The organism is Pseudomonas sp. FGI182 (assembly GCF_000511325.1).
Lineage (GTDB): Bacteria > Pseudomonadota > Gammaproteobacteria > Pseudomonadales > Pseudomonadaceae > Aquipseudomonas > Aquipseudomonas putida_Z.
In genome coordinates this window covers 5,069,628-5,085,934 of the sequence record NZ_CP007012.1, presented here as the reverse complement: position 1 = coordinate 5,085,934, position 16,307 = coordinate 5,069,628, and the positions used below count along the sequence as shown (strand labels likewise).

At 58.0% G+C, this 16,307-nt stretch carries 9 protein-coding genes, 2 tRNA genes and 3 rRNA genes; all 14 read left to right on the top strand.

The window, feature by feature from the left end; genetic code table 11:
- The first annotated feature begins 103 nt into the window (after positions 1-103).
- Entirely contained in the window at positions 104-2,425 is a 2,322-nt protein-coding gene (gene mrcB / locus C163_RS22380) for a penicillin-binding protein 1B (protein WP_025340676.1), read from the top strand.
- A gap of 15 nt (positions 2,426-2,440) precedes the next feature.
- Positions 2,441-3,259 (top strand): M48 family metallopeptidase, encoded by an 819-nt coding sequence (locus tag C163_RS22375; protein ID WP_038408278.1) that lies wholly within the window; start codon positions 2,441-2,443, stop codon positions 3,257-3,259.
- Positions 3,259-3,591, top strand: a complete 333-nt coding sequence (locus C163_RS22370) for a YqcC family protein (protein ID WP_025340674.1) — start codon at positions 3,259-3,261, stop codon at positions 3,589-3,591. Before C163_RS22375 ends, C163_RS22370 begins: the two co-directional genes overlap by 1 nt.
- 408 nt (positions 3,592-3,999) lie before the next feature.
- Complete coding sequence (locus C163_RS22365) at positions 4,000-5,724, top strand: acetolactate synthase 3 large subunit (RefSeq protein ID WP_015271834.1); 1,725 nt, start codon at positions 4,000-4,002, stop codon at positions 5,722-5,724.
- A gap of 1 nt (position 5,725) precedes the next feature.
- Positions 5,726-6,217: an acetolactate synthase small subunit gene (ilvN, locus tag C163_RS22360; RefSeq protein ID WP_003250040.1), complete on the top strand. Its 492-nt coding sequence runs from the start codon at positions 5,726-5,728 to the stop codon at positions 6,215-6,217.
- A gap of 55 nt (positions 6,218-6,272) precedes the next feature.
- Complete coding sequence (gene ilvC, locus C163_RS22355) at positions 6,273-7,289, top strand: ketol-acid reductoisomerase (protein WP_013974255.1); 1,017 nt, start codon at positions 6,273-6,275, stop codon at positions 7,287-7,289.
- A gap of 150 nt (positions 7,290-7,439) precedes the next feature.
- Positions 7,440-8,291, top strand: a complete 852-nt coding sequence (gene pssA, locus C163_RS22350) for a CDP-diacylglycerol--serine O-phosphatidyltransferase (protein ID WP_003250045.1) — start codon at positions 7,440-7,442, stop codon at positions 8,289-8,291.
- Positions 8,292-8,370: 79 nt separating this feature from the next.
- Positions 8,371-9,384 carry a protein-methionine-sulfoxide reductase catalytic subunit MsrP gene (gene msrP / locus C163_RS22345; RefSeq protein ID WP_025340673.1) on the top strand — a complete coding sequence of 338 codons (1,014 nt, stop codon included), beginning with the start codon at positions 8,371-8,373 and terminating at the stop codon, positions 9,382-9,384.
- Positions 9,384-9,995: a protein-methionine-sulfoxide reductase heme-binding subunit MsrQ gene (gene msrQ / locus C163_RS22340; RefSeq protein WP_025340672.1), complete on the top strand. Its 612-nt coding sequence runs from the start codon at positions 9,384-9,386 to the stop codon at positions 9,993-9,995. Before msrP ends, msrQ begins: the two co-directional genes overlap by 1 nt.
- A 908-nt stretch (positions 9,996-10,903) precedes the next feature.
- Positions 10,904-12,440: ribosomal RNA gene (locus C163_RS22335) — 16S ribosomal RNA — on the top strand.
- Between the two features lie 77 nt (positions 12,441-12,517).
- Positions 12,518-12,594: transfer RNA gene (locus C163_RS22330), tRNA-Ile, on the top strand.
- Between the two features lie 6 nt (positions 12,595-12,600).
- A tRNA-Ala gene (locus tag C163_RS22325) sits at positions 12,601-12,676 on the top strand.
- Between the two features lie 242 nt (positions 12,677-12,918).
- A 23S ribosomal RNA gene (locus C163_RS22320) occupies positions 12,919-15,810 on the top strand.
- Positions 15,811-15,946: 136 nt separating this feature from the next.
- Positions 15,947-16,062 (top strand): 5S ribosomal RNA (rrf, locus tag C163_RS22315).
- The 16S, 23S and 5S rRNA genes sit together here with 2 tRNA genes alongside, the layout of an rRNA operon.
- The last annotated feature ends 245 nt before the right edge of the window (positions 16,063-16,307 follow it).

Here is a 16,307-nt window from a genome sequence, read left to right as displayed (position 1 = left end):
GGGGGCAGGGAATTCGAATGCGCCATTATGGTCAATGGTGCCGTCCCTGCCTACCGCCGGGGGCGTCTGCCCAGCCTTTATAAAGTGCGTATAATCCGCCGCCATGACCCGAACCCGAAATCCCCGTACCCCTCAGAAACGCCCGACCGGCCGCTCCCGCGCCTGGCTGGGCTGGGCTTTGAAGCTCAGCCTGGTCGGCCTGGTGATCATCGCCGGCTTCGCGGTTTACCTTGATGCTGTCGTCCAGGAAAAGTTTTCCGGCAAGCGCTGGACCATCCCGGCCAAGGTGTATGCCCGGCCGCTGGAGCTGTTTTCCGGCCAGAAGCTGAGCAAGAACGACTTCCTCACCGAGCTGGACGCGCTCGGCTACCGGCGTGAAAGCGCGGCCAACGGCCCGGGCGCGGCGGCAGTCAACGGCAACACCGTCGAGCTCAATACCCGTGGCTTCCAGTTCTACGAGGGCATGGAGCCGGCGCAGTTCGTGCGTGTGCGCTTCTCCGGCGATTACGTGGCGGGCCTTTCCGGCGCCAACGGCAAGACGCTCGACGTAGTGCGCCTGGAGCCGCTGATGATCGGCGGCATCTACCCGAAAAACCTCGAAGACCGCATCCTGATCAAGATCGACCAGGTACCGCCGTACCTGCTCGAAACCCTGGTGGCGACGGAAGACCGCGATTTCTACAGCCACTTCGGGGTGTCGCCCAAGTCCATCGCCCGGGCCATGTGGGTCAACACCTCGGCAGGTTCCATGCGCCAGGGTGGCAGTACCCTGACCCAGCAGCTGGTGAAGAATTTCTACCTCACCAGCGAGCGCAGCCTCAGCCGCAAGCTGACCGAGGCGATGATGGCCGTACTGCTGGAGCTGCACTACGACAAGCGCGAGATCCTCGAGGCCTACCTCAACGAGGTGTTCGTCGGCCAGGATGGCCAGCGTGCGGTGCACGGCTTCGGCCTCGCCAGCCAGTTCTTCTTCAGCCAACCGCTGTCGGAGCTGAAACTGCACCAGATCGCCTTGCTGGTGGGCATGGTCAAGGGGCCGTCCTACTACAACCCGCGTCGCTATCCGGACCGCGCCCTGGCCCGCCGCAACCTGGTACTCGACCTGGTGGCCGAGCAGGGCGTGGCCAGCCAGGCAGAAGTCGATGCAGCGAAGAAGATGCCGCTGGGCGTGACCAAGCGCGGCAGCCTGGCCGACAGCTCGTTCCCGGCATTCCTCGACCTGGTCAAGCGCCAGCTGCGCCAGGACTACCGCGATGAAGACTTGACCGAAGAAGGCCTGCGCATCTTCACCAGCTTCGACCCGATCCTGCAGATGAAGGCCGAAACCTCGATGAGCGAGACCTTCAAGCGCCTGGCGGGCCGCAAGGGGGCGGACGAGGTGGAGTCGGCGATGGTCGTGACCAACCCGGAAACCGGTGAAGTGCAGGCGCTGATCGGCAGCCGCCAGGCCGGTTTCGCCGGCTTCAACCGCGCCATCGATGCCGTGCGGCCGATCGGCTCGCTGGTCAAGCCGGCGGTCTACCTGACCGCGCTGGAGCAGCCGACCAGGTACACCCTGACCAGCCTGGTGCAGGACGAGCCGTTCTCGGTCAAAGGTGCCGACGGCCAGGTCTGGCGCCCGCAAAACTACGACCGCCGCCCGCATGGCACCATCTACCTGTACCAGGGGCTGGCCAACTCCTACAACCTGTCGACTGCCAAGATCGGCCTGGATGTGGGCGTGCCCAACGTGATCAAGACCATTGGCAGGCTGGGTGTGAATGTCGACTGGCCAGCCTTCCCGGCCATGCTGCTGGGTGCCGGCGGCATGTCGCCGATGCAGGTCGCGACCATGTACCAGACCATCGCCAACGGCGGCTTCAACACCCCGATGCGCGGTATCCGCAGCGTGCTCACCGCCGAGGGCGAGCCGCTCAAGCGCTACCCGTTCCAGATCCAGCAAACCTTCGACCCGGGGGCCATCTACCTGGTGCAGAACGCCATGCAGCGGGTGATGCGCGAAGGCACCGGCCGCTCGGTGTACAACACTTTGCCGCGCAATCTCACCCTGGCGGGCAAGACCGGTACCAGTAACGATTCGCGCGACAGCTGGTTCTCCGGTTTCAGCCAGGACCTGCTGGCCGTGGTATGGATGGGCCGTGACGATAACGGCAAAACGCCATTTACCGGTGCTACCGGTGCCCTGCAGGTGTGGACCAGCTTCATGAAGAAGGCCGACCCGCTGCCGCTGGACATGCCGCAACCGGACAACGTGGTGCAGGCCTGGATCGACCCGTACAGTGGCCATGGGTCTGATGGCAGCTGTCCGGGAGCGGTGCAGATGCCGTATATTCGCGGCAGTGAACCGCCCGCCGGCGCGACCTGTGGCGGCGAGCAGGATCCAGTTGAATCGGTCATGGACTGGGTCAAGGGCTGGATGAATTAAGCACAGGCTGCATTGATGAGGTGTGACGTGAACAAGTGGCTGTTTCCTGCCGTGACGGCGCTGGCTGTGCTCCAGGGGTGCGCCAGCGTCCCGCGCGGCAATATTCCGGTGGTCGACTCGAGCACCCGCGTGTCCAACAGCGAACGCGTGACGGCCAACCGCTCTGCGGGTGGCTATAACGCGGGCACCGCGCAGGCGCAAACGCTGCCTGAAGACTCCGGCGTCACCGTGATGATCCCGCAGGGCGCTGGCGCTTCGGGCATCCAGACGTTCCCGGCGGCCAATGGCGCGGCGCCGATCAGCACCTCGCCGATTACCCCGGGGCCGATCACCCCAGGACCGATTACCACAGGGCCGGTCACTTCTGCACCGATGACCACCAACCCCAACCCGATCGCCGACGAACCCTTCGACATCGCGGCGATGAACAGTGCCCCGCAAACCACCAGCGCGCCAACCGGTATCCCGCGTAGCAGTGCCGCTGCAGGTGGCCTGTCGGCCGACGAGCAGCTGGACGGCCCGGTGCTGGCGCTGCTGACCACCGCGAAGACCCAGCAGGGCAGTGGCGACTTCAACGGTGCCGCCTCGAGCCTGGAGCGTGCCCAGCGCATTGCGCCGCGCGAGCCGCAGGTGCTGTACCGCCTGGCCCAGGTGCGCCTGTCGCAAGGTGATGCGCCGCAGGCCGAGCAGCTGGCGCGTCGTGCCCTGACTTACGCCAATGGCCGCCCGAGCCTGCAGGCCGAGCTGTGGAACACCATCGCTCAGGCCCGCGAGAAGCAGGGTGATAACGCCGGCGCCGCACTGGCCCGGCAAAAGGCACGGGTCAATTCGTGATGATCGAACAGCGCATTCTGGATATTGCCGACCACCTGCTGCTGATCGAGCGTGAGCTGCAGGTGCAAGGTTGGTGGGATGACGAGCCGCCAAGCGACGAGGCACTGGCCAGTACGGTGCCTTTCGCTGTCGATACCCTCAGTTTCGAGCAGTGGCTGCAATGGATCTTCCTGCCGCGCATGAAGATCATCATCGAGCTGGGCCACCCGTTGCCCAACGCCTCCGGCATCCTGGTCATGGCCGAAACCGTGTTTACCGACCGGCCAGAGCAAAGTCGTGAGCTACGCCGCCTGTTGGCAGCATTTGACCAATTGATTGCTCCTTCCGCCTGATTTCTTCAGTTTTTCCTTCAAGGGCCGCAGATTGTGGCCCTTTTTTGTGGAAATCTTATTTATTCTGCTGCTGAAGCGATTTTTAGTGGTGGCAGGAATTCATCTTGGGGAAAAATTGGCAATAATTTTTCTTGACTTGTTGGCGCCGAATCAGAAGAATCCAATCTCCGCTGTAGAGGGACTGCCAGAAGCAGACCCGCTAAGCAGATCATGAGGCGCACACCCGCGCCGACCTGTTACACCCCGCAACGCGTTACCTCGCGCTGGGTGGGAAAACCCCGCAACACTCTGGGGCGCTCCCAATACTTGCTCAGTCAGTGCTGACGTTCGCTCATGCTCTGCTTGGCAGTAAACCTATTAAGACCCGTCCAGTGAGGGCGGTATTCTGGCGTTTTAGAGGTGAACAACGTGGAGCTTTTATCTGGCGCTGAGATGGTCGTCCGCTTCTTGCGTGACGAAGGCGTTAAGCACATCTACGGGTACCCTGGTGGTGCTCTCCTGCATGTTTACGACGCGCTGTTCAAGGAACCGGAAGTCGAGCACATCCTGGTTCGTCATGAGCAGGCAGCTACCCATATGGCGGACGGTTACGCCCGCGCCACCGGCAAGGCCGGCGTGGTGCTGGTAACCTCCGGCCCGGGCGCGACCAATGCCATTACCGGTATTGCCACCGCCTACATGGACTCGATTCCGATGGTCATCCTGTCCGGCCAGGTGCCTAGCACCATGGTGGGTACCGATGCCTTCCAGGAAACCGACATGATCGGTATTTCGCGGCCGATCGTGAAGCACAGCTTCATGATCAAACATGCCAGCGAAATCCCCGAAGTTCTGAAAAAAGCATTCTACCTGGCGCAATCCGGTCGCCCAGGTCCGGTCGTGGTCGACATTCCAAAAGATATGACCAACCCGGCCGAGAAGTTCGAATACGTCTACCCGAAAAAGGTCAAGCTGCGCTCCTACAGCCCGGCGGTACGCGGCCACTCCGGCCAGATCCGCAAGGCTGCCGAGATGCTGCTGGCGGCCAAGCGCCCGATCGTCTACTCCGGTGGCGGCGTGATCCTCGGTGGTGGCTCCGAAGCCCTGACCGAAATCGCCAAGTCGCTGAACCTGCCGGTCACCAATACCCTGATGGGTCTGGGTGGCTTCCCGGGTACTGACCGCCAGTTCCTCGGCATGCTCGGCATGCACGGCAGCTTCACTGCCAACATGGCCATGCACCATGCCGACGTCATCTTCGCCGTCGGTGCCCGTTTTGACGACCGCGTGGTCAACGGCCCGGCCAAGTTCTGCCCGAACGCCAAGATCATCCATATCGACATCGACCCGGCGTCGATCTCCAAGATGATCAAGGCCGACGTGCCGATCGTCGGCCCGGTCGACAGCGTGCTCAGCGAAATGCTCGGCATCCTCAAGGAAATCGGCGAGCAGCCTGACAAGGCGGCGCTGGATGCCTGGTGGAAGCAGATCGACGAATGGCGTGGCAATGGCGAGCTGTTCCCTTACGACAAGGGTGACGGCAATGTCATCAAGCCGCAGAAAGTCATCGAGACCCTGTGCGAAGTGACCAATGGCGATGCCTTCGTCACCTCCGACGTGGGCCAGCACCAGATGTTCGCGGCGCAGTACTACCGCTTCAACAAGCCGAACCGCTGGATCAACTCCGGTGGCCTGGGCACGATGGGCTTCGGCTTCCCGGCGGCGATGGGCGTCAAGCTCAACTTCCCGGACCAGGACGTGGCCTGCGTGACCGGCGAAGGCAGCATCCAGATGAACATCCAGGAGCTGTCCACCTGCATGCAGTACGGCCTGCCGGTGAAGATCGTCAACCTGAACAACGGTGTGTTGGGCATGGTCCGCCAGTGGCAGGACATGGCCTACAACGGTCGTCACTCGCACTCGTACGTCGAGTCGCTGCCTGACTTCATCAAGCTGGCCGAGGCCTATGGCCATGTGGGTATCCGCATCACCAGCCTGAAGGACCTCAAGCCGAAGCTGGAAGAAGCGTTTGCGATGAAGGACCGCCTGGTGTTCATCGACATCGCGGTTGACCGCAGTGAGCACGTCTATCCGATGCAGATCAAGGATGGCTCGATGCGTGACATGTGGCTGAGCAAGACGGAGCGTACCTGATATGCGGCACATCATCTCCCTGCTGCTGGAAAACGAACCAGGTGCGTTGTCCCGCGTGGTCGGCCTGTTCTCCCAGCGTAACTACAACATTGAAAGCCTGACCGTGGCGCCGACCGAAGACCCGACCCTGTCGCGTCTGACGCTGACCACCGTTGGCCATGACGAAGTGATCGAACAGATCACCAAGAACCTGAACAAGCTGGTCGAAGTGGTCAAGCTCGTCGACCTGTCGGAAAGCGCTCACATCGAGCGTGAACTGATGCTGGTCAAGGTCAAGGCCACCGGTGCCCAGCGCGCCGAGATCAAGCGCACCACGGATATCTTCCGTGGCCAGATCGTCGATGTGACTGCCAGCGTGTACACCGTGCAGCTGAGCGGCACCAGCGACAAACTGGACAGCTTCATCCAGGCGATCGGCACTGCATCGATTCTCGAAACCGTGCGCAGCGGCGTTACCGGCATTGCCCGTGGCGACAAAGTGCTCAGCATCTAAATTCAAAAATTAGCGATGGCTCCGCAGGGGCCGAGATATAACCAGGGGTATTTTCATGAAAGTTTTCTACGATAAAGACTGCGACCTTTCCATCATCCAGGGTAAGAAAGTCGCCATCATCGGTTACGGTTCCCAGGGCCACGCTCAGGCGTGCAACCTGAAGGACTCCGGTGTAGATGTCACCATCGGTCTGCGTAAAGGTTCGGCCACCGTTGCCAAGGCAGAAGCCCATGGCCTGAAAGTGACCGACGTTGCCTCTGCCGTCGCTGCTGCCGACCTGGTCATGATCCTGACCCCGGACGAGTTCCAGGGCCAACTGTACAAGCAGGAAATCGAGCCGAACATCAAGAAGGGCGCTACCCTGGCCTTCTCCCATGGCTTCTCGATCCACTACAACCAGGTTGTTCCACGTGCCGACCTCGACGTGATCATGATCGCGCCGAAGGCCCCGGGCCACACCGTTCGCTCCGAGTTCGTCAAGGGCGGCGGTATCCCTGACCTGATCGCCATCTACCAGGACGCCTCCGGCAACGCCAAGAATGTTGCCCTGTCGTACGCTTCGGGCGTAGGCGGCGGCCGTACCGGCATCATCGAAACCACCTTCAAGGACGAGACCGAAACCGACCTGTTCGGTGAGCAGGCTGTTCTGTGCGGCGGTACCGTAGAGCTGGTCAAGGCCGGTTTCGAAACCCTGGTCGAAGCTGGCTACGCGCCGGAAATGGCCTACTTCGAGTGCCTGCACGAACTGAAGCTGATCGTTGACCTCATGTACGAAGGCGGTATCGCCAACATGAACTACTCGATCTCCAACAACGCCGAGTACGGTGAGTACGTAACCGGTCCGGAAGTCATCAACGAAGAATCCCGCAAGGCCATGCGCAACGCCCTGAAGCGCATCCAGGACGGCGAGTACGCGAAGATGTTCATCTCCGAAGGTGCTACCAACTACCCATCGATGACCGCCAAGCGCCGCAACAACGCCGCTCACGGCATCGAAATCATCGGCGAGCAACTGCGCTCGATGATGCCGTGGATCTCGGCTAACAAAATCGTCGACAAGACCAAGAACTAAGTCTTATCGAAAGATGAAAAACGCGGCTTCGGCCGCGTTTTTTCGTTCTGACAGTCAGCTTCTGGTATAAAGCAGACCAGTGGCCTGCCGTCAGAACCTGTTTTGCAGGCCCGTGTCGAACATTTTCCATCCTGTTGCAAGGTACCCTCCATGAGCGAACGTCCCGAAGAGCCGAACAAGCCCTCCGACGCCGAAAGCCTGCTACCTGTCGATGAGCACGTTGAAGAAGGGCATGACGCCGAAGGGCGCAAGGTGCGCCATCGTGGCATCTACCTGCTGCCCAACCTGTTTACCACCGCCAACCTGTTTGCCGGTTTCTATTCCATCATCAGCTCGATGAGCGCGCAGAGCGCCCTGAGCGCCGGTGACCCGCGCGAGGCGAGCAAGTACTTTGCCTTCGCTGCCATCGCCATCTTCGTGGCCATGGTGCTCGACGGCCTCGATGGCCGGGTCGCGCGCATGACCAACACTCAGAGCGCCTTTGGTGCCGAGTACGACTCGCTGTCGGACATGGTCGCCTTCGGTGTGGCTCCGGCCTTGCTGGCCTTTGGCTGGGCGCTGGGCGACATGGGCAAGGTCGGCTGGATGGTCGCCTTCATCTATGTGGCCGGTGCAGCACTGCGCCTGGCACGCTTCAATACCCAGGTCGGCACCGCCGACAAGCGCTACTTCATCGGCCTGGCCAGCCCGGCTGCCGCGGGCGTGGTCGCGGGTACCGTGTGGGCGTTCAGCGACTATGGCATCCAGGGCTCCAAGCTGTCGTTCCTGGTGGCGCTGCTGGTGGCTGCTGCCGGCATGCTGATGGTCAGCAACATCAAGTACAACAGCTTCAAGGAGCTGGACCTCAAGGGCCGTGTACCGTTCGTGGCTATCCTGGCCGTGGTACTGGTGTTTGCCGTGGTGTTCAGCGACCCGCCGCGTATCCTGCTGCTGATCTTCCTCGCCTATGCGGCTTCGGGGCCGATCCAGTTCCTGCTCAAGGCACGCCGTCGTAAAGCGTGACAATCATTTAATGCAGGAATAACCCGCCGGCTCCATAGTCTTACTGGTACATCCGTTATCCAGTGCTGTGGAGCCGCTCATGCTCATCAAGCTACCCAGGTCTTCCGAATGCAAGGCGTCGGAGATCACCCCCGAAGGCATTTACTTCTCCCGTCGTACCCTGCTGGGTGGCTCTTTGGCCGGCCTGGCGCTGGGTGCCTTGCCGAGCATGGCGCGCGCAACTGAAGCCAGCCGTTACGCCGATGTCGAGGCGGGCAGGGCGCCTGGCTGGTTCAGTGAAAAGCTCGCGGCCACCCGATGGCAGGCAGTAACGGTCAAGGGTGAGTCAATCACGCCGTTCAAGGATGCCACCCACTACAACAACTTCTACGAGTTCGGGCCCGACAAGGGCGACCCGGCGGCCAATGGCGACAGCCTGAAAACCGAACCGTGGAGCGTTGTGGTCGATGGTGAAGTGGGTAAGCCCGGGCGCTATGCACTGGAAGACTTCGTCAAGCCGTACCAGCTTGAGGAGCGCATCTACCGGCTGCGTTGCGTCGAGGCATGGTCGATGGTCATTCCGTGGCTGGGCTTCCCGTTGGCGCAGTTGCTCAAGCAGGTCGAGCCGACGTCCAAGGCGCGCTATGTGCGCTTCGAAACCCTGAAAGACCCGGAGCACATGCCGGGGCAGCGTTCGGGGTTCGCCTTGATCGACTGGCCTTATAGAGAAGGCTTGCGTCTGGATGAGGCGATGCATCCTTTGGCGATCCTGGCGGTCGGCATGTATGGCCGGGAGCTGCCCAACCAGAATGGCGCGCCGTTGCGGCTGGTGGTGCCGTGGAAGTATGGCTTCAAGAGCATCAAGTCGATCGTGCGTATCAGCCTGGTGGCCGAGCAACCGGGCACCACCTGGGAAGGGCTGGCGCCGGATGAATATGGGTTCTATGCCAATGTGAATCCGACGGTCGACCACCCCCGTTGGAGCCAGGCGCGTGAACGGCGGCTGCCCAGCGGGCTGTTCAGTCCCAATGTGCGGGAAACCCAGATGTTCAATGGCTATGCCGATGAAGTGGCGTCGCTGTATACCGGGCTTGATCTGCGGAAGAACTATTGATGCGTTACCCCTGGTTTCGTCTGGCCATCTTCATCGTGGGGTGCCTGTTCCCGGTCTGGTGGTTGTATGAGGCGGCGATGAATCTGCTAGGGCCTGACCCTGGAAAGATCATGATGGACCGGCTTGGGCTCGGGGCGCTGACCTTCCTGCTGGTTACCTTGGGCATGACGCCGCTGCAGAAGCTGACGGGATGGTCGGGCTGGATCGTGGTGCGCCGGCAACTGGGGTTGTGGGTGTTTGCCTATATCGTGCTGCACATCCTGGCTTACCTGTTCTTTATCCTTGGGCTGGACTGGGGGCAGCTGGCGGTTGAGTTGCGCAAGCGGCCTTACATTATTGTGGGTGCGCTTGGGTTTCTTGGGCTGCTGGCCCTGGCGGTTACCTCAAATCGGTATAGCCAGCGGCGGTTGGGTGCGCGTTGGAAGAAGCTGCACCGGTTGGTGTACGTGATACTTGGGTTGGGGTTGCTGCATTTCTTGTGGATCGTGCGCTCGGATCTGCGGGAGTGGGCAATCTATGCGGTTATTGGGGGGGTGTTGATGGTGTTGCGGGTTCCTGCTGTTTCGCGGGTGCTGCCTAGGGTGGGCCGGAGGCAGGGGAGGGCGGTTTGAGGTTGGGTGGGGCCTGTCTTGGGATGCGATTGGCTTTCAGAGGTGCCTGCCTTAGGTTCTCTGGCGCCTGTGAGATCGAGCGCCGCCCGCGCGGCGCTTCGCGGGACAAGTCGGATCGCCGCACCGCCGCTCCCACATTTGTTGCAACGTGCCGAACCTGTCAGGCCATGGTTACCTGCCTTGGTGCTCGTCTTGAGGCAGGTGGGGCGGCACCAATGTCCACCTCGAGATCCAGTCATGCCAACAAGGCTGACAACCATGGCCTGACAGGCATGGCCACGTTGCAACAAATGTGGGAGCGGGCTTGTCCCGCGAAGCGCCGCGCGGGCGGCGCTCGATCTCATAGGCGCTGAAGGTGTTGCGGCGAGCGCCTGGTGGCCTTGATAAGGTCTTCGCCTGGAACATTTCAAATAAATGAAATTAAAGGTTGACGCCCTCTCGAATCCCCTTATAATGCGCCCCACTTCCAGCGACATCGGAACGACAAACTTCTTGAAATTCAATAGGTTAGGTTGTTCGGAAAGAGCTGAAAGGGCTACGATCAAATGATCGGCAGCGGTTGAGATGATGGTTGACAGCACTTCTCAGCGCTGTATGATTCGCCTCCCGCTACGAGAGATCGCAGCGAGTCAAGTGTTTGAAGCTAAACGAGTTTCTCGCAAAAAAACTTCAAAATAAACGCTTGACAGCAAATGAGGAAAGCGTAGAATGCGCGCCTCGGTTGAGACGAAAAGCTCTTAACCAAACGCTCTTTAACAAATCGAATCAAGCAATTCGTGTGGGTGCTTGTGAGTACGGACTGATAGTCACAAAGATTATCAGCATCACAAGTGGCCATGCGAGAAATCACATAGTCATTTGAGATTGCTGAGCCAAGTTTAGGGTTTCTTAAAAGCCCAAGCAGTATTGAACTGAAGAGTTTGATCATGGCTCAGATTGAACGCTGGCGGCAGGCCTAACACATGCAAGTCGAGCGGATGACGGGAGCTTGCTCCTTGATTCAGCGGCGGACGGGTGAGTAATGCCTAGGAATCTGCCTGGTAGTGGGGGACAACGTTTCGAAAGGAACGCTAATACCGCATACGTCCTACGGGAGAAAGCAGGGGACCTTCGGGCCTTGCGCTATCAGATGAGCCTAGGTCGGATTAGCTAGTTGGTGGGGTAATGGCTCACCAAGGCGACGATCCGTAACTGGTCTGAGAGGATGATCAGTCACACTGGAACTGAGACACGGTCCAGACTCCTACGGGAGGCAGCAGTGGGGAATATTGGACAATGGGCGAAAGCCTGATCCAGCCATGCCGCGTGTGTGAAGAAGGTCTTCGGATTGTAAAGCACTTTAAGTTGGGAGGAAGGGCAGTAAGCTAATACCTTGCTGTTTTGACGTTACCGACAGAATAAGCACCGGCTAACTCTGTGCCAGCAGCCGCGGTAATACAGAGGGTGCAAGCGTTAATCGGAATTACTGGGCGTAAAGCGCGCGTAGGTGGTTCGTTAAGTTGGATGTGAAAGCCCCGGGCTCAACCTGGGAACTGCATCCAAAACTGGCGAGCTAGAGTACGGTAGAGGGTGGTGGAATTTCCTGTGTAGCGGTGAAATGCGTAGATATAGGAAGGAACACCAGTGGCGAAGGCGACCACCTGGACTGATACTGACACTGAGGTGCGAAAGCGTGGGGAGCAAACAGGATTAGATACCCTGGTAGTCCACGCCGTAAACGATGTCAACTAGCCGTTGGAATCCTTGAGATTTTAGTGGCGCAGCTAACGCATTAAGTTGACCGCCTGGGGAGTACGGCCGCAAGGTTAAAACTCAAATGAATTGACGGGGGCCCGCACAAGCGGTGGAGCATGTGGTTTAATTCGAAGCAACGCGAAGAACCTTACCAGGCCTTGACATGCAGAGAACTTTCCAGAGATGGATTGGTGCCTTCGGGAACTCTGACACAGGTGCTGCATGGCTGTCGTCAGCTCGTGTCGTGAGATGTTGGGTTAAGTCCCGTAACGAGCGCAACCCTTGTCCTTAGTTACCAGCACGTTATGGTGGGCACTCTAAGGAGACTGCCGGTGACAAACCGGAGGAAGGTGGGGATGACGTCAAGTCATCATGGCCCTTACGGCCTGGGCTACACACGTGCTACAATGGTCGGTACAGAGGGTTGCCAAGCCGCGAGGTGGAGCTAATCTCACAAAACCGATCGTAGTCCGGATCGCAGTCTGCAACTCGACTGCGTGAAGTCGGAATCGCTAGTAATCGCGAATCAGAATGTCGCGGTGAATACGTTCCCGGGCCTTGTACACACCGCCCGTCACACCATGGGAGTGGGTTGCACCAGAAGTAGCTAGTCTAACCTTCGGGAGGACGGTTACCACGGTGTGATTCATGACTGGGGTGAAGTCGTAACAAGGTAGCCGTAGGGGAACCTGCGGCTGGATCACCTCCTTAATCGACGACATCAGCCTGCTGATGAGCTCCCACACGAATTGCTTGATTCATGGTTGAAGACGATCAAGACCCTATATAGGTCTGTAGCTCAGTTGGTTAGAGCGCACCCCTGATAAGGGTGAGGTCGGCAGTTCAAATCTGCCCAGACCTACCAATATGCGGGGCCATAGCTCAGCTGGGAGAGCGCCTGCCTTGCACGCAGGAGGTCAGCGGTTCGATCCCGCTTGGCTCCACCACTTTCGCCGTACGCAGTAGCTTGTCAGAACTTAGAAATGAGCATTCAGATCGAATGTTGATTTCTGACTTTTGTCAGATCGTTCTTTAAAAATTCGGATATGTGATAGATATAGACTGATGACCAGTTTCACTGCTGGAAATCAGGCTAAGGTAAAATTTGTGAGTTCTGCTCGAAAGAGCAACATGCGAATTTTCGGCGAATGTCGTCTTCACAGTATAACCAGATTGCTTGGGGTTATATGGTCAAGTGAAGAAGCGCATACGGTGGATGCCTTGGCAGTCAGAGGCGATGAAAGACGTGGTAGCCTGCGATAAGCTTTGGGGAGTCGGCAAACAGACTGTGATCCAGAGATCTCTGAATGGGGGAACCCACTCAGCACAAGCTGAGTATCTTGTACTGAATACATAGGTGCAAGAGGCGAACCAGGGGAACTGAAACATCTAAGTACCCTGAGGAAAAGAAATCAACCGAGATTCCCTTAGTAGTGGCGAGCGAACGGGGACCAGCCCTTAAGTTGATTTGAGATTAGTGGAACGCTCTGGAAAGTGCGGCCATAGTGGGTGATAGCCCCGTACACGAAAATCTCTTGTCAATGAAATCGAGTAGGACGGAGCACGAGAAACTTTGTCTGAATATGGGGGGACCATCCTCCAAGGCTAAATACTACTGACTGACCGATAGTGAACCAGTACCGTGAGGGAAAGGCGAAAAGAACCCCGGAGAGGGGAGTGAAATAGAACCTGAAACCGTATGCGTACAAGCAGTGGGAGCCTACTTTGTTAGGTGACTGCGTACCTTTTGTATAATGGGTCAGCGACTTATATTCAGTGGCGAGCTTAACCGAATAGGGGAGGCGTAGCGAAAGCGAGTCTTAATAGGGCGTTTAGTCGCTGGGTATAGACCCGAAACCGGGCGATCTATCCATGGGCAGGTTGAAGGTTAGGTAACACTGACTGGAGGACCGAACCGACTACCGTTGAAAAGTTAGCGGATGACCTGTGGATCGGAGTGAAAGGCTAATCAAGCTCGGAGATAGCTGGTTCTCCTCGAAAGCTATTTAGGTAGCGCCTCATGTATCACTCCAGGGGGTAGAGCACTGTTTCGGCTAGGGGGTCATCCCGACTTACCAAACCGATGCAAACTCCGAATACCTGGAAGTGCCGAGCATGGGAGACACACGGCGGGTGCTAACGTCCGTCGTGAAAAGGGAAACAACCCAGACCGTCAGCTAAGGTCCCAAAGTCATGGTTAAGTGGGAAACGATGTGGGAAGGCTTAGACAGCTAGGAGGTTGGCTTAGAAGCAGCCACCCTTTAAAGAAAGCGTAATAGCTCACTAGTCGAGTCGGCCTGCGCGGAAGATGTAACGGGGCTCAAACCATGCACCGAAGCTACGGGTGTCATCTTTGATGACGCGGTAGAGGAGCGTTCTGTAAGCCTGTGAAGGTGAGTTGAGAAGCTTGCTGGAGGTATCAGAAGTGCGAATGCTGACATGAGTAACGACAATGCGAGTGAAAAACTCGCACGCCGAAAGACCAAGGTTTCCTGCGCAACGTTAATCGACGCAGGGTTAGTCGGTCCCTAAGGCGAGGCTGAAAAGCGTAGTCGATGGAAAACAGGTTAATATTCCTGTACTTCCAGTTATTGCGATGGAGGGACGGAGAAGGTTAGGCCAGCCTGGCGTTGGTTGTCCAGGTTTAAGGTGGTAGGCTGAAATCTTAGGCAAATCCGGGATTTCAAGGCCGAGAGCTGATGACGAGTTGCCGTTAGGCGACGAAGTGGTTGATACCATGCTTCCAAGAAAAGCTCCTAAGCTTCAGATAACTGGGAACCGTACCCCAAACCGACACAGGTGGTTAGGTAGAGAATACCAAGGCGCTTGAGAGAACTCGGGTGAAGGAACTAGGCAAAATGGCACCGTAACTTCGGGAGAAGGTGCGCCGGCGAGGGTGAAGGACTTGCTCCGTAAGCCCATGCCGGTCGAAGATACCAGGCCGCTGCGACTGTTTATTAAAAACACAGCACTCTGCAAACACGAAAGTGGACGTATAGGGTGTGACGCCTGCCCGGTGCCGGAAGGTTAATTGATGGGGTTAGCGCAAGCGAAGCTCTTGATCGAAGCCCCGGTAAACGGCGGCCGTAACTATAACGGTCCTAAGGTAGCGAAATTCCTTGTCGGGTAAGTTCCGACCTGCACGAATGGCGTAACGATGGCGGCGCTGTCTCCACCCGAGACTCAGTGAAATTGAAATCGCTGTGAAGATGCAGTGTATCCGCGGCTAGACGGAAAGACCCCGTGAACCTTTACTATAGCTTTGCACTGGACTTTGAATTTGCTTGTGTAGGATAGGTGGGAGGCTTTGAAGTGGGGACGCCAGTTCTCATGGAGCCATCCTTGAAATACCACCCTGGCAACTTTGAGGTTCTAACTCAGGTCCGTTATCCGGATCGAGGACAGTGTATGGTGGGTAGTTTGACTGGGGCGGTCTCCTCCCAAAGAGTAACGGAGGAGTACGAAGGTGCGCTCAGACCGGTCGGAAATCGGTCGTAGAGTATAAAGGCAAAAGCGCGCTTGACTGCGAGACAAACACGTCGAGCAGGTACGAAAGTAGGTCTTAGTGATCCGGTGGTTCTGTATGGAAGGGCCATCGCTCAACGGATAAAAGGTACTCCGGGGATAACAGGCTGATACCGCCCAAGAGTTCATATCGACGGCGGTGTTTGGCACCTCGATGTCGGCTCATCACATCCTGGGGCTGAAGCCGGTCCCAAGGGTATGGCTGTTCGCCATTTAAAGTGGTACGCGAGCTGGGTTTAGAACGTCGTGAGACAGTTCGGTCCCTATCTGCCGTGGACGTTTGAGATTTGAGAGGGGCTGCTCCTAGTACGAGAGGACCGGAGTGGACGAACCTCTGGTGTTCCGGTTGTCACGCCAGTGGCATTGCCGGGTAGCTATGTTCGGAAGAGATAACCGCTGAAAGCATCTAAGCGGGAAACTTGCCTCAAGATGAGATCTCACTGGGATCTTGAATCCCCTGAAGGGCCGTCGAAGACTACGACGTTGATAGGTTGGGTGTGTAAGCGCTGTGAGGCGTTGAGCTAACCAATACTAATTGCCCGTGAGGCTTGACCATATAACACCCAAGCAATTTGCGCACGAAAGCCAAATTGTGGTGGTGAAGACGAAAGAACCGAAAGTTCGCAACATCACAAATATCGCATATCCGAATTCGCTGGGCTGTCCATCTGGACATTCTGGCAACAGAATTTCTTGACGACCATAGAGCATTGGAACCACCTGATCCCATCCCGAACTCAGCAGTGAAACGATGCATCGCCGATGGTAGTGTGGGGTTTCCCCATGTGAGAGTAGGTCATCGTCAAGATTCATTTCGCAAAACCCCTATCTGCGCATGCAGGTAGGGGTTTTGTCTTTCTGGCCCTATAAAATTCAGGCCTCACTCAAATCCCCCGACCCTACCTTGTGCGAATCCCCCGGCCTTGTGCGATCCCTGTAGGAGCGGCCTTGTGTCGCGATCGGGCGCGCAGCGGCCGTAAAGCCTGTATCCCGGGTCTCACAGGTAAACCGCGGCGCCTGGATTGCGGCCGCTGCGCGCCCGATCGCGACACA

Coding starts and splice junctions, on each gene's coding strand:
- mrcB (WP_025340676.1), top strand. CDS start 104: ATGACCCGAACCCGAAATCCCCGTACCCCTCAGAAACGCCCGACCGGC.
- C163_RS22370 (WP_025340674.1), top strand. CDS start 3,259: ATGATCGAACAGCGCATTCTGGATATTGCCGACCACCTGCTGCTGATC.
- msrP (WP_025340673.1), top strand. CDS start 8,371: ATGCTCATCAAGCTACCCAGGTCTTCCGAATGCAAGGCGTCGGAGATC.
- C163_RS22375 (WP_038408278.1), top strand. CDS start 2,441: ATGAGGTGTGACGTGAACAAGTGGCTGTTTCCTGCCGTGACGGCGCTG.
- msrQ (WP_025340672.1), top strand. CDS start 9,384: ATGCGTTACCCCTGGTTTCGTCTGGCCATCTTCATCGTGGGGTGCCTG.
- ilvC (WP_013974255.1), top strand. CDS start 6,273: ATGAAAGTTTTCTACGATAAAGACTGCGACCTTTCCATCATCCAGGGT.
- pssA (WP_003250045.1), top strand. CDS start 7,440: ATGAGCGAACGTCCCGAAGAGCCGAACAAGCCCTCCGACGCCGAAAGC.
- ilvN (WP_003250040.1), top strand. CDS start 5,726: ATGCGGCACATCATCTCCCTGCTGCTGGAAAACGAACCAGGTGCGTTG.